The organism is Streptomyces nigra, assembly GCF_003074055.1.
Lineage (GTDB): Bacteria > Actinomycetota > Actinomycetes > Streptomycetales > Streptomycetaceae > Streptomyces > Streptomyces nigra.
This window is the reverse complement of record NZ_CP029043.1, coordinates 7,467,598-7,479,481: the sequence shown is the minus strand read 5'-3', so window position 1 is coordinate 7,479,481 and position 11,884 is coordinate 7,467,598. Positions and strand designations below refer to the sequence as shown.

At 69.9% G+C, this 11,884-nt stretch carries 11 protein-coding genes and 1 pseudogene; 5 read left to right on the top strand and 7 right to left on the bottom strand.

What is annotated here, in order from left to right; all coding sequences use genetic code 11:
- Positions 1-467: 467 nt before the first annotated feature.
- From DC008_RS34465 to rpmG, 5 genes and pseudogenes are all read right to left on the bottom strand, one after another.
- Positions 468-691 (bottom strand): annotated as a pseudogene (locus tag DC008_RS34465) (response regulator transcription factor); the annotation flags it as partial.
- A gap of 28 nt (positions 692-719) precedes the next feature.
- Positions 720-956, bottom strand: a complete 237-nt coding sequence (rpsR, locus tag DC008_RS34460) for a 30S ribosomal protein S18 (RefSeq protein WP_108710387.1) — start codon at positions 954-956, stop codon at positions 720-722.
- Between the two features lie 59 nt (positions 957-1,015).
- Positions 1,016-2,167 (bottom strand): CobW family GTP-binding protein, encoded by a 1,152-nt coding sequence (locus DC008_RS34455; protein WP_108710386.1) that lies wholly within the window; start codon positions 2,165-2,167, stop codon positions 1,016-1,018.
- Positions 2,167-2,421 (bottom strand): type B 50S ribosomal protein L31, encoded by a 255-nt coding sequence (locus DC008_RS34450; protein WP_108710385.1) that lies wholly within the window; start codon positions 2,419-2,421, stop codon positions 2,167-2,169. Before DC008_RS34450 ends, DC008_RS34455 begins: the two co-directional genes overlap by 1 nt.
- A gap of 47 nt (positions 2,422-2,468) precedes the next feature.
- Positions 2,469-2,633, bottom strand: a complete 165-nt coding sequence (gene rpmG / locus DC008_RS34445; RefSeq protein WP_108710384.1) for a 50S ribosomal protein L33 — start codon at positions 2,631-2,633, stop codon at positions 2,469-2,471.
- A 76-nt stretch (positions 2,634-2,709) separates the two neighbouring features.
- Between rpmG and rpmB the strand changes: the two genes are divergently transcribed.
- The 5 genes from rpmB (at position 2,710) to DC008_RS34420 (ending at position 6,244) form a co-directional block, all read left to right on the top strand.
- The gene (gene rpmB / locus DC008_RS34440) at positions 2,710-2,946 is read left to right on the top strand and encodes a 50S ribosomal protein L28 (RefSeq protein ID WP_108710383.1); all 237 of its coding nucleotides are present in this window, start codon (positions 2,710-2,712) and stop codon (positions 2,944-2,946) included.
- Positions 2,946-3,251 carry a 30S ribosomal protein S14 gene (gene rpsN / locus DC008_RS34435; protein ID WP_108710382.1) on the top strand — a complete coding sequence of 102 codons (306 nt, stop codon included), beginning with the start codon at positions 2,946-2,948 and terminating at the stop codon, positions 3,249-3,251. The genes rpmB and rpsN overlap by 1 nt, the downstream gene beginning before the upstream one ends.
- A gap of 225 nt (positions 3,252-3,476) precedes the next feature.
- Positions 3,477-3,647: a 50S ribosomal protein L32 gene (rpmF, locus tag DC008_RS34430; RefSeq protein WP_055620446.1), complete on the top strand. Its 171-nt coding sequence runs from the start codon at positions 3,477-3,479 to the stop codon at positions 3,645-3,647.
- The gene (locus tag DC008_RS34425; protein ID WP_108710381.1) at positions 3,640-4,821 is read left to right on the top strand and encodes a GTP-binding protein; all 1,182 of its coding nucleotides are present in this window, start codon (positions 3,640-3,642) and stop codon (positions 4,819-4,821) included. Before rpmF ends, DC008_RS34425 begins: the two co-directional genes overlap by 8 nt.
- 358 nt (positions 4,822-5,179) lie before the next feature.
- The gene (locus DC008_RS34420; protein ID WP_108710380.1) at positions 5,180-6,244 is read left to right on the top strand and encodes a hypothetical protein; all 1,065 of its coding nucleotides are present in this window, start codon (positions 5,180-5,182) and stop codon (positions 6,242-6,244) included.
- Between the two features lie 647 nt (positions 6,245-6,891).
- On the opposite strand, the gene DC008_RS34415 is transcribed toward DC008_RS34420, so the two are convergent.
- Together DC008_RS34415 and DC008_RS34410 are read right to left on the bottom strand one after the other, a co-directional pair.
- Entirely contained in the window at positions 6,892-10,002 is a 3,111-nt protein-coding gene (locus DC008_RS34415) for a discoidin domain-containing protein (protein ID WP_208646142.1), read from the bottom strand.
- 719 nt (positions 10,003-10,721) lie between these two features.
- On the bottom strand, positions 10,722-11,672 hold the full coding sequence (locus DC008_RS34410; protein ID WP_108710378.1) for an ion transporter: 951 nt from the start codon (positions 11,670-11,672) through the stop codon (positions 10,722-10,724).
- Between the last annotated feature and the right edge of the window lie 212 nt (positions 11,673-11,884).

Sequence of the window (11,884 nt, the reverse complement as noted above, 5' to 3'; positions counted from 1 at the left end):
CGGCGCCCGTCGCCGCGGTGAGCCGTCCGGCCCCACCCTGGCAGCGCCCCGACCGGTCCGGGTGACCCGGTCCAGTCCATGCGTGTCGGGAATGACCGCGATTCCCCACTCCGTCGGGCGGACGGTCCGCGCGGGCCGGACGATCTCTCACGCCTCGTGGCAGTGCGTCGGCGGCCGGAGCCGCCGCGAAGACGGGCGTGACCACGTTCGCCCCCGCTTCAGGGAGACAGTGCAAGGACCTATTTCTGGCGGAGCTCGTGAAGTCCGGGGAGGTGGTGACGGTACGGGCCGTTCCATCCAGCGGCCGGGTCAGGCGGCGGGTCATCAGGGTGATCGATGTCCAGACCGCGCTTCGCGGTGCTGGGAAAGTCGTTCGTGGTCCCGCACGTGCCTACGGGCTCACTTGGTCCGGCTGATGGCCCGTCCCGGCACCCACCTTTCGGTGGCACCTGGAAGCGGCTCTGTCTTTAGGAGCCGCTTGGAGTCACCAGGCCGGATTCATAGGCGAAAACCACGAGTTGAGCACGGTCGCGGGCGTGGAGCTTGGTCATGGCCCGGTGATGTGGGTCTTGGCGGTCGCCGGACTGATGACCAGGCGGTCGGCGGTCTCGCTGTTGCACAGACCCTGCGCGGCCAGGGCGACCGCCTCGCGTTCGCGAACCGCCCGGGGCTCCTCGCTGTCGACGTCGGAGCCGATGCCGTGCTCCGCTCACCCGGCGTCACCTGCTGGAGTAGGGCAGCAGCGCCATCTCACGTGCGTTTTTGATGGCGGCGGCGATCTGCCGCTGCTGCTGGGCGGTCACACGGGTGACGCGGCGGCTGCGGATCTTGCCGCGGTCGGAGATGAACTTCCGCAGCAGGTCGGTGTCCTTGTAGTCGATGTAGGTGATTCCTGCCGCGTCGAGGGGGTTCGGAGACGACTTGAGCGGCTTGCGGGGGTCGTGACGGCGGGCCATCAGGGTTCCTTTGGTACGTCGGGTCGGTTCTTTGCGGGTGCCTGCCTGTGCCGAGGCGGTCAGGCGGCGTCGAGAAGGGCGTCGAAGGCGCGCGGCAGGTGCTTCCACACCTCCCGGCCTGCGGCGTACTCCGTGTCGGTGAGCAGGCAGGAGTCCAGGAGCTGCTCGATGTTGTCCCGGTCGAGGCCGGGTGAGGTGAAGACCAGGTGCTGGCAGCGATCGCCGTGCTCGTCGTGCCAGTCCAGCGCGGCGGCCGCCCGGCGCACGGGCGGGACCATCTCCCAGGCGGCGTCCGGCAGTGCGGCGAGCCACGGTCCGGTGCTCTCCACGCACAGGGCGCCACCGGCGCAGTCCCAGGCGAGCAGGGTGTCGGGGCGGTCGGCGAGCCAGAACCGGCCGCGACTGCGGGCGGCGGCGCAGCACAGGTCCTCGAGCGCCTGGTAGAGACGTTCGGGGTGGAAGGGCCGGGCGCGGTGCCAGACGAAGGTGGCGACGCCGGCCTCGTCGGCGTCCTGCGGGAGGAGGGCGCAGGCGGGGTGCTGTGCGGCGGCCGCGGCTTCGACATCGAAGCCCGCGAAGGCCAGTTGGGCGAGCTCTGCTGATCCAGCCGGCGCCCGGCGGGCAGTCGGGTGGAGCTGGGTGAGCAGTGCCCGGTCCTCGTCATCGGCCAGGTCGCTGTCGACGACGGCGAGGACGGGGGCGTATTCCAGCTGCCGGGCCCAGGTGTCGCCGACCGTGCGCTGGTCGGTGGCCGCTGCGGCGAGGCCCGCCTCGGCGAGGTCGTCGCCGTTGCCGATGCAGGGCAGGACGAGCGCCGGGTCGACGGCCGTGATCACGTTGGTGAGTTCGAGTACGCCGGCGCCATGTGCGGCGATGACTTCGGCCATCGCCCTCGGCTCGACGGAGTCCCACAGTTCGACGACGGCGAGCCGGGTGAGGCCGCTGTCGGCGAGCCGCTCCAGCTCGGGCACCAGATCCTCGCGCAGAGCGCAGCAGGCGCAGTCGTTGATGAGCGGCGTGACGCCGCGGGACAGCTCTCCCGAGGCGTCCCGCACCAGGCGGAGCACGGTGCCGTCGGCCGCGGCGGACAGGTCGTGGTGGAGTGCGGTGCTGCCGGGCACGGTGCGCAGCAGACCATCCACGGCTTCCTTTCGCGCCGCGGAGTGCAGCCCGCCGACGATCACGACGGGCAACCGGGCCTGCCTCTCCATCACTTCTCCCCGATCCGGCCGTAACGGCGCTCGAACCGCTCGACCCGTCCGGCGGTGTCCAGGACGCGCGCCGTGCCGGTGTAGAAGGGGTGGCTCATGTTCGAGATCTCGACGTCGACGACCGGGTAGGTGTTGCCGTCCTCCCACTCGATCGTCTTGTCGCTGGTCATGGTGGAGCGGGTGAGAAAGGCGTAGTTCGCCGCCCGGTCGCGGAAGACGACGGGGCCGTAGGCGGGGTGGATTGCGGGCTTCATGAGGTGTCCTTCGAGGTCACAGAGGTCGGGTGGAGGCCACGGACGGGTCAGCGTTCCTCGCGGAAGTCGACGTGCTTGCGGGCGATCGGGTCGTACTTGCGCAGCACCATCCGGTCCGGCTCGTTGCGGCGGTTCCTGCGGGTGACGTAGGTGAAGCCGGTGCCGGCGGTGGAGCGGAGCTTGATGACGGGGCGGCGTTCGTTGCGTGCCATGCCGGTAATATATGACAACGGTTTTCATTTCTAAAACCAGAACCCGTGACCCGACTACGAAAAGGCAGGTAACCCCTTGTCCGCCCACTGCCAACTGACCGGCGCCAAGCCGGGCTTCGGCAACAAGATCTCCCACTCGCACCGGCGCACCTCGCGCCGCTTCGACCCGAACATCCAGAGCAAGCGCTACTGGCTGGCGAGCGAGGGCCGGCACGTCCGGCTGACACTGAGCGCCAAGGCGATCAAGACCGTCGACAGCATCGGCGTCGAGGCTGCGGTCGCCCGCATCCGCGCCCGGGGAGGGAAGGTCTGATGGCGAAGAAGAGCAAGATCGCACAGAACGAGAAGCGCAAGGAGATCGTCGGGCGACACGCCGCCCGCCGCGCCGAACTCAAGCGGATCATCCGCCGCTCCAGCACCCCGGACACCGAACGCGCCGCAGCCGTCGCAGAGTTGCGCCGTCAGCCGCGCGACGCCAGCGCGACCCGGGTCCGCAACCGCGACAGCGTGGACGGCCGACCCCGCGGGCACCTGCGCAAGTTCGGCCTCTCCCGCGTCCGGATGCGTGAGCAGGCACACGCCGGATTCCTTCCCGGAGTCACCAAGTCGTCCTGGTGACCGCCGGGTAACCCCGGAAGGCAGGCGCCCGGTCGCGGCTCGGCGGAGCCACGACCGGGCGTATCCACGACCCCACCACGCCCGACCACGGCACCCGCCACCCCGGGCGGCACACCTGCCCCCAGGGATGCGCACGCGGCGCCAAGGAAGCCCTTCTGCTCATGGTTACCATTTTCATGTAGAGTCCTGGTCGCACCCACGCACTCACCGAGGAGGTCACTTCCCATGGCTGTTCCCAAGCGGAAGACGTCCCGCTCCAACACTCGCCACCGCCGCGCCCGATGGAAGGCGGCGACGCCCCAACTGGTCCCCGTCACCGTCGACGGCGTGGCCCACCTGGTCCCTCGGCGTCTGGCCAAGGCGTACGAGCGCGGCCTGCTGCGCCCCGATGGCTGAGCCCGCGCCCACGCGGCTGCCGGTGACGGTCCTCTCGGGCTTCCTGGGCGCCGGAAAGACCTCGTTGCTCAACCATGTGCTGACCAACCGCGAAGGGCTCCGCGTCGCGGTGATCGTCAACGACATGAGCGAGATCAATATCGACGCGGCGCTGGTGCGCGGCGGCGAGGCCGCCCTGTCACGGACGGAGGAGAAGCTGGTCGAGATGACCAACGGGTGCATCTGCTGCACCCTCCGTGACGACCTCCTGGTCGAGGTGGACCGACTGGCCCGCGAGGGCCGGTTCGACTACCTGCTCATCGAGTCCAGCGGCATCTCCGAGCCCATGCCGGTCGCGGCGACCTTCGCGTTCGCCCGTGACGACGGCGCCACGCTGGGCGACCTCGCCCGCCTGGACACGATGGTCACGGTCGTCGACGCGGCCAACTTCCTCCCCGAACTGGCCGGTGGCGACGACCTGGTCGCACGCGGCCTGGACCAGTACGAGAACGACGAACGCACCGTCAGCGACCTGCTGATGGACCAGATCGAGTTCGCGGACGTCATCGTCCTCAACAAGCTGGACCTGGTCGACGCGTCCGCCGCCGACCGGCTGCGGGCGACCCTCACCCGCCTCAGCCCGGCGGCCCGCATCGTGTCGGCCGTGCACGGGCACGTGGACGGCAGGGAAGTCCTGGGCACCGGTCTGTTCGACCTGGAACGGGCTCAGCAAGCACATGGCTGGCTCATGGAGCTCAACGGCGACCATGTCCCCGAGACGGAGGAGTACCGCATCTCCTCCACCGTCTTCCGCTCGGAACGGGCCTTCCACCCCGTGCGGTTGTGGGAGTTCGTCACCGAGGGGATGGACAGCGGACGGTACGGGGAGATCCTGCGGTCCAAGGGCTTCTTCACCCTGGCCGACCGCCCGCTCGTGACGGGCCTGTGGTCCCAGGCCGGCTCCGTCGCACGCTTCGAGCCCTCCCCCGCCCAGGACTCCGGTGGCACCGAGGCCCAGGAACTGGTCTTCATCGGCACCCACCTGGACGCCGAAGCGCTCCACTCGGCGCTCACCGAATGCCTGACGGACGACGGTGAGAAGCTGCCGCCGGACAGTCCCTTCCCCGCCTGGGACACCCACGGCATCGACGACGCCTGCGAGTACGAGCACCCACGGCTCGTGAGCCACACCTGAGACCCCGGGCCGGACGGAGGTCGCAGCCGCGGCACCGTCCGGCCCGGCACGCCTGTGTCGGGGAGGCGGCTGGCGCTCCTGATCCTGTCGTCCGCCCGGTCCACGAAGAACCGCAAGGAACCGGAACCGCCGCGAGGTGCGGGCCGAAGAGATCACCGGCTCGCGAACCTGCCCGGTCACAGCAGTAGGGGCTGTCCCGTAAATGATCTACGGAGGTCTGTGAGCTGAGGCACGACAGTCGTCACGCAGGCAGGCTTGTCGTCACCGTGGCCGGGTCGGTGGGCGTTGTGGCTGGTTGAGCGGTGATGCGGGTTGAGGCCGCAGCGGACTGTCGGTGGCTGGTGACAGGATCACCGGCATGGCTTTCGTACGTACTACTCCGCCGCGGCCCGTCCAGGTGACCGCGGTCTTCCCGGAACTGGCCCCGTTGGCCCGACCTGCCATCCGATTGCACCCACGTCCGGGGTCGCCTTCGGTCAGGGACAGCTCGGTCGGCGGCCCGTTGCTGTGGCCGGCAGGGGAGCCGTGGCCGCACTGCGAAGACGTGCATCTGCACGTGGACACTGGATTTCGTGAGTCGCTGACCGAGGTGCGGCGCCAAAGACGGCTGCAGTCCTGGTGGCGCCCTGATGACCGGCCTCCGGCGTACACGCCCGAGGAGGAAGCGCTCGAGGAACGCGCTGCCGCGTGGCTCGACGCCGGCCCTCCCTGGCCCGCCGAATGCCCGGTCCCGCTGTTGCCCGTAGCCCAGCTGTTCCTGCGTGACATACCCCTGCTGCGGCCGCCCGGGCAGGCCGATCTGCTTCAGGTTCTATGGTGCCCGTACGAACACGAACCGGACTGCAAGCCGGCGACTGCGGTGTTCTGGCGGTCGGCCGCGGAGGTCGGCGACATCCACAGCACACCGCCGGAACCGTACGAGGCGGACTATCCGGGTTATGTGCCAGAGCCCTGCGTGCTGGCGCCAGAGGCGATCACCGAGTACCCCAACAGCCTGGATCTGAGCCCGGAGCTGCAGCGGATGCTGGAGGACTGGAACAGGTGGCAGACGGCCGGTGCCGGCCTGGACAGCTCCTACGCGCCCTATCCGCGCGAGTTCTACTCCCTTCATCTGGGCAACGCACCCGGCTGGAAGGTCGGTGGTTGGCCACCTTGGGGCCGCACCGATCCCATCCCCCGTCACTGTGCTACCTGCGGAGTCCAGATGGTCCCGCTGCTGACGATTGCTTCCCGGGAGTGGAACGGTGGTGAGGGTCGCAGTTGGGCGCCGCAGGAAGAGCAGGCCACCGCGCTCGCTGGCTCTCGCGGCCTGGTCCGGTACCCCTCGCAGCCGACAAGGGTGGAAGTAGGCAGCACGGACAACATGCAGATCTACGTGTGCCCGACCTCCCCCGACCATCCACACACCGACCTGATCCAATGAACTGTCGACCTGCCACGCACCCTCATGTCGGGGGGCCCAGGAATGCCGCCGAGTCAGGGCGTGTGACGAACCGCTTGCCTCACCGGTGACGACCAGAGCTGCTTCGTCCCGTCGAAACCGCAGGCCGACGGAGGGCCTTGATGACACCTACCGTGCTCGGCTCAGGTCCGTCATCATCTGCCGACCGAGGTGTCCGGCGGGCCAGCCGCGCGGTTCGTGACTGCGCACCGGACAGAGACGTGCGCGCAGTCGCGTCGAGTGCTGCCGGTGCGCAGTACCGCCCCATGGCCTCGGTTGTCCGGTTACGCAGAGCGAGGTGTACCGACGCGCAGGCAGCCCCCTCGGGGCCTGTTGGTGTCCTGTCGCGCACCCGCGGACCGCGCTCACCGGGGTGCGGCAGGAAGGGCGCGGCGGCCGGGCGTTCACGTCATCCGCCGACCGAACGCCGGCAGATGACGCGGATGTCCGCAGCCCCGCGAGCCCGCGGTGAGGGTTGTGGTCGGGCCGGCCATGGGCCCGACCATGGGCATTGTGTCCCCCTCGTGACCGTCGGCGTCTCCGGCCCTCCCGGCCGGCAGCAGGGGGTCGGGGAAATGCAGGGCCACGGCGCCGTGGGTGAACGGTCGGCCTGGAGCGCCCCTGGCACGTCACTGCAGGGACAGATGCTTCAGGCGGGCCCCGCCCTCGTGTCCCGCGTCGGTCGCCAGGGCCACGTAGCGGGCGGTGATGTCCGTGCTGAGGTGCCGGTCGCGTCCGCGGCCCGTGAGCTGACCGGCCGGGGTGTAGGTGAGGCCGTCACCGCTGAACTCGGCGCGTAGTCCGGGCACGTGGCCGCTGGTCCATTCCGTGCGGATGTCGCGGACACGGTGCCGGGCGCCCAGGTCGACGACCAGGCGGCCGTTCGGGCCGGGGGTCCACGCCGTCGCCGGATCGCCGTCGACGGCGGCGGACGGGTCCGACATGCCTGGCGGCAATGGGCTGGTCGGGAACACCGTGCACCCCAGTGCCAGATCGCGCAGAGGGTAGGCGGTGGCCCGCTTCACCGTGACCGTCGTGGTGCGGCCCGCGCGGACCACCGCCACCTCACTGCGCCCTTGGGCGGTCACCTGCACGCGGCAGGCGGGCCCCGTCAGTTCGACCGTCGCGCCGTCGACCACACGCGCCCGCAGACCCACAGGCAGAGGGCGGCTGTCGAGCGGGCGCACGGTAAGCCGTGGTGGCAGCAGCCGGGCTTCGCCCGCGTCGAGTTCGGCGTCGTAGGCGGTACCGCCCTCGGTGAGGGTCTGGTGTCCCTCGAACAGCAGCCTCGGGCTCCCGGTCTGCGGTACGTCGACGCGCGTGGTGACGGGCTCGTCCGACAGGTTGAACAGGCTGAGGTGCTCGTCGGTGAGGGCGGCGCGGACGGCTTCGGAGTCCGTTCGTGGCGTGGGCGCCGTGGAGCGCTCGCGCAGGGTACGCGGCGAGGCGCCGGGGAGTCCCTCGACGAGGAGAGGCGCGGCCGGCCCGTCGGCCAGAATGATCTCGTCCTGGTGGACCGTCAGCCCGGAGGCGGCCCCTCGCACCACCAGGCCCGCGCGGCCGTCGACGTCCAGCCATCCGCCCCGGCTGGTGACGTCGGGCACCGGCCAGGAGGCAAGGTCCTCCCACTGAAGTCCGTCCGCCGACCCCTGCAGCGTATAGGCACGCCCTGCGGCGGCCTCCCAGCGCAGGGTGACCCGGTCCACCGCGTGCGGAGCCCCGAGATCGACAGCCAGCCAGCTGTCCGCGCGGGGGCGGTCGCCCCGTGACACCGCCCACCGGGTCGTCGGGCTGCCGTCCACCGCCAGCGCCGGCTCCTTGCCGGTGTCGTAGGAGGAGGCGGTGGCCGTACCGGTCCGGGCCAGATCGGCGCCGTCCGCTCCGTCGCGCGCTTCGAACGCGAAGAGCGAGTATCCGTAGGTGGGGTCGGGCCGCACACCGAGCATGCGCAGATGCCGCACCTCGGTGCGCGCGAACGTCACCTCGTCGACACGCGCGGCCGATGTGGCCGGCCGGGAGTCTGCCGAGGCCACGGTGGCGCTTCCCTCGGCGAAGCGGTAGGTCCGCGCCCCGGTCAGGCCGGGCACGCCCGGCATGGTCAGATTGTGGATCTCCAGACGTCCCTCCCCCGCGGCGACGCCTGACGTCGCGTACACGACGCCACCGGTGGGCAGCGTGGTGAATCCGGCGTACCCGGACCCCACCTGGAGCATCGTGGCGCTGCCGTCGAATCCGTCCCGGATCCTGCGGTAGGTCCGCACCTGGCGCCGCGTCGCCTTGAGGGAGGTCGTCGGCAGGAACATCGGCGTGGACCCGCTGAGCTTGAAGAGCCAGTCGTCGTGGCCGGGTTGCCAGGCGAACTTCACGAATCCGGGCTTGGTCACGGCACCTGCCCATGCCGTGGGCGTCTGGTGCGACACCAGGCCGGGTCCGGGGCCGAAGTCGGTGACACCCGCAGCGTGTTCGAACAGCTCGTCCGCCGAGAGGGGGCGGACCGTACGGCCCTGTTCGTTCGCCCACAGGTGCAGGAGGTAGCTGATGGCGACTTCCGCCCGGGCCTCCGGCTCGTACTTCGGTTCGCCCGAGAACTTCGCGATCCGGAATTCCGGCGGGTAGCTCTGGTACGCCTCCAGTCGCTCCGCCAAGGCGACTTCCGCCCGGGCGGCGGCCCTGTTCCCCACCACCTGGGCGAGGAAGGCGAGCGGGATGACGTCACGGCCGTAGAGGTGCTCCCGGTCGTCGACCATGGGCATCAGCGGCTCACCGGCATCGCTCATCACGCCGAGGAGGGTGCTCCACAGCTGGTCGGCGTTCGGCTGGTTGGTGAGTACCTGGGGCAGCGGCCGGCTCGCGGCGATGAAGTGGGCGGCATTACGGCCCGATGTGCGCCACAGTTCCTCCTGGTAGTGGGGTCCGAACGAGCCGTGGTTCTCGACGATGAAGGTGTCGTACAGGTTGCGGGCGGTGTTGTCGGAGACGGAAACCCCGTCTACGAGCGCCGGGTTCGCCAGATCCGCCTGGGGCAGTCCGGCCTCGTTGCGCGACCACGCGCCGAAGGCTGTGGCCCAGTCACCGTGCCGTGGGTCGTCCGCGGCCCAGGCCAGCCCCGGGGCCAGGGACTGCGCGTAGACACCCATCTCCTCGAGCTTGGTGTCTCCTTCGTGGCCGCCGAGCAGGCCCCGAGGGGTCCAGCTGCCCGAAGCCGGGTCGTTTCCCGTGCCCAACGCCGTGGTGTAGGCGGCCTGTTCTCGGGCGATGGTGTCGACACGGGAGCGAGTGGTCTCGTCGAGGTCGTCCCACAGCAGCCTCGCGGCGAGAACGAAGTACAGCTGGAACGTGGTGTCGAAGAACAGTGTCCGGCCCCATTGGGTGCCGCCCGCCAGTCTGTTGGACGCGGCGAAGTGCTTGATGGTCGCAATCGTCCGAGCCTTGAGGACCTGCTTCTCCGTCCCCGCTCGGACCTCGTCGTAGCTGCCGCGGGTGAGCAGAACCGCATGGCCGAGCACGACGGCGAAGCCGAAGTCCTTGTCCGTGTAGTAGCCACGAGCCGCGTCCCACTGGGATTCGGTCCAACGGGTGTGGTTCAGCAGGACCCGGTGATAGATGTCCGCCACCGGGTCGGATGCCGTGTGGCTCCGCTGTCGTCCGTGGGCCAGAGCCGTGCCGCTGCCGATGGCGAGAGGCAGGGAGGCCAGCGCACTTGTGGCGCCGAGGAGTTGGATGAAGCGGCGGCGGTCCATCGGGGATCTCGGCAGCACGTGCGGCACCTCTCGAGCAGACAACGTTGTCAGACAATGGCTCGAATTCTTCGGTCCGTCACGCGATACGTCAATAGGTCAGGCACGCGGAAGCAAGAGACCGCCGGGCGCGCCATCGCCCGAGGGGAGCCGCTCTCGCGCATCTCGAAACCGTCCCGACTCCCCTTCCCCAGGCCCGCGCCAAGAGCTCCGAACAGAAGTGGAGCCCGATCATCTCGCGGCGTCCGGTGCGTGCGATCGCAAGGCGCCTGAAGCCCCTGGTAGCGGGGCTACCAGGGGATTTCGGCAACGCGGCGAGCGTGCGGGCCAGGCGTCGTGAGCCGGGCTCCACTTCTGTTCGGAGCTCTAAGCCCGCCGGGCCGGCTCCGCTTGATACGGGCTCCCCGAGGTCCGCCGAGCGGCTCGCCGATTCCTCGGCCAACCTGCTGTGGGACGCCGCCTTCCTGGCCTTGCTGAACTCAGGGAACACAGCCGGGCACCTGCTCATCGAACCCCGGTCGCCGATTCTCAGTGGCGGACGGCGCGGGTCGGCGTCGATCGACCGGCCCTCGATGGGCCGCGACGGCGAGGGACCCGCCCGCGTCAGGCATTCGCCCTTCGCCGCTCTCGTCGCGGCAAGCCGGCGCGGCAAGGAGCTCGCCTTCGCACCCCCTTCGCGGCGGCGGCCCGGCAACGGTCGGCAGATCACCACCGCATCGACATCACGTCCGCCCGTCCAGGCTGGGCACGTCGCGTTCCCTGTGGCCGACTCGAAGCGGCGCGGAGTCGGTGGACCGGGCGATGTCCCGCTCGAGATCGTCCAGTGCGCGGTGGGCCACCTCGATGCGGTGGAGCAGGAGTTGTTCGTCCTGGGGTCGCGGTGTCCGACGTCGTGCTCGTGGCTGCTCGCGCTCCTCGTCCATGCCTTTGGCCTCCTCGAGAGAGGTGAGAACGACACCGATGAGGACGTTGACCAGGACGAACGACGCGAGCAAAACATAGGAGGCGTAGTAGAGGAGGCTCCAGCGGGAGATCTCCAGGCCTGCGCGCACGGCGTCCCCGATCCCGTCCAGGGTCATCAGCAGGAAAAGGGTGAGCACTGCGCGACCGATGGAGCCGTAGTGCTCGGGGTCGTGGCGGCCGAAGAAGACCCAGCCGACCATCGCGTACACGTACAGCAGCAGGGCGCCGACGAGCAGGAAGCTCAAGGTGCCGGGGAGACTGCGGCCCACGGCGACGAGCACGATGCGCACCTGGGGCAGGAAGCGGGCAGTCCGCAGGACCCTGGCCAGCCTGAGCAGCCGCAGCACGGTGGTGTTCTCACGGACGACGGGTGCGAAGGCACACAGGACGACCGCGAGGTCGAAGACGTTCCAGGGGTCCTTCCAAAAGGCGCGGGGCCTGTCCGCGTACGCGGCCATGCGCAGCACGATCTCGACGGTGAAGGCGGCCAGGCAGACGTGCTCGGCCAACCGTAACCAGCTGTGCCACTCCTGGGCGAGACCGGAGTACGTCTCCAGCCCCAGCAGGACGGCGTTGCCGAGGATCACGGCGAAGACGGTGAGCGCGAACCAGCGTGCCTCGGTGACACCGCGGCAGTACAGGGCGACTCGTCGCCGTCCGGACGGGGCATTGGCCTCGGCCTCGGCCTCTTGATCTTGGTGCTGCGGCATTCTGCTGCTTCTTCTCCTCCGTGTGTGCGACGGGTCGCCGCTGCCGAGAGCACGACTGCTCGTCGCGCGAGCAAGATCCAGAAGAGACTTCTACAGCACTGTAGTTGCTGATGGCCCGGCGCCCCCGTGATGCCGGGGCTCTGAGGCCGGCGATTCATGCCGCCTGTGGTCGCAGGCAACCGGCCGGCGCGGTCGCCCGGGTCACCATTACG

Bases quoted from the DNA above. Each gene is read 5' to 3' on its own strand.
- DC008_RS34450 (WP_108710385.1), bottom strand. From the start codon at position 2,421: ATGAAGCCCGCAATCCACCCCGCCTACGGCCCCGTCGTCTTCCGCGAC.
- DC008_RS34425 (WP_108710381.1), top strand. From the start codon at position 3,640: ATGGCTGAGCCCGCGCCCACGCGGCTGCCGGTGACGGTCCTCTCGGGC.
- DC008_RS34410 (WP_108710378.1), bottom strand. From the start codon at position 11,672: ATGCCGCAGCACCAAGATCAAGAGGCCGAGGCCGAGGCCAATGCCCCG.
- rpmF (WP_055620446.1), top strand. From the start codon at position 3,477: ATGGCTGTTCCCAAGCGGAAGACGTCCCGCTCCAACACTCGCCACCGC.
- DC008_RS34415 (WP_208646142.1), bottom strand. From the start codon at position 10,002: ATGGACCGCCGCCGCTTCATCCAACTCCTCGGCGCCACAAGTGCGCTG.
- DC008_RS34420 (WP_108710380.1), top strand. From the start codon at position 5,180: ATGGCTTTCGTACGTACTACTCCGCCGCGGCCCGTCCAGGTGACCGCG.
- rpmG (WP_108710384.1), bottom strand. From the start codon at position 2,633: ATGGCACGCAACGAACGCCGCCCCGTCATCAAGCTCCGCTCCACCGCC.
- rpsN (WP_108710382.1), top strand. From the start codon at position 2,946: ATGGCGAAGAAGAGCAAGATCGCACAGAACGAGAAGCGCAAGGAGATC.
- rpsR (WP_108710387.1), bottom strand. From the start codon at position 956: ATGGCCCGCCGTCACGACCCCCGCAAGCCGCTCAAGTCGTCTCCGAAC.
- DC008_RS34455 (WP_108710386.1), bottom strand. From the start codon at position 2,167: ATGGAGAGGCAGGCCCGGTTGCCCGTCGTGATCGTCGGCGGGCTGCAC.